Source organism: Enterobacter cloacae complex sp. P16RS2 (assembly GCF_014982155.1).
Classification (GTDB): domain Bacteria; phylum Pseudomonadota; class Gammaproteobacteria; order Enterobacterales; family Enterobacteriaceae; genus Enterobacter; species Enterobacter cloacae_M.
The window spans coordinates 1-459 of the sequence record NZ_JADCKW010000105.1; the positions used below are offsets into that span (position 1 = coordinate 1).

At 28.3% G+C, this 459-nt stretch carries 1 protein-coding gene; it reads left to right on the forward strand.

Features of this window, described 5'->3' with window-relative positions:
• On the forward strand, window positions 1–459 hold a 459-nt coding region (locus INF68_RS23075), incomplete at both ends, for an ATP-binding protein (RefSeq protein ID WP_193525490.1).

The following is a 459-nucleotide window of genomic DNA, read 5'->3' on the forward strand; positions in this document are numbered from 1 at the left end:
GGTCATATAAAATTGAATTAAACTGTAAGCAAGTTAACTCAGATAAAGGTAAGGATAATGCTTTTATTATAAGAGATTATGCAACAGGAATGGATCTAAATGATATTAAGAAAATATTAGTTGTTGGTTCTGAGCCTTTACCATCTATAAAAAAAATTAAAAGAAGCATGCCTGATTGGGCAAAACCTTCAGGTTACTTTGGTATCGGTTTGCAAACAGTATTCAAACTTTGTAGAGAAGTTATTATTAAAACAAGAAAAAGAGAGAATTCTTGTTATGAAATAAAGATCCTAAATCATAATGACTCTTCTTTATATGATATTTCAGTTAAAGAGGTTGATGACAAAAGATTTGAAGGTACAGAAATAAAAGCTATTTTCGAAAATGATAACGAAAATTCAAAGTTTTATAATCATAAGAGTGGTCAAAGGCATTACGATCCATTATTACTTGAGAAAA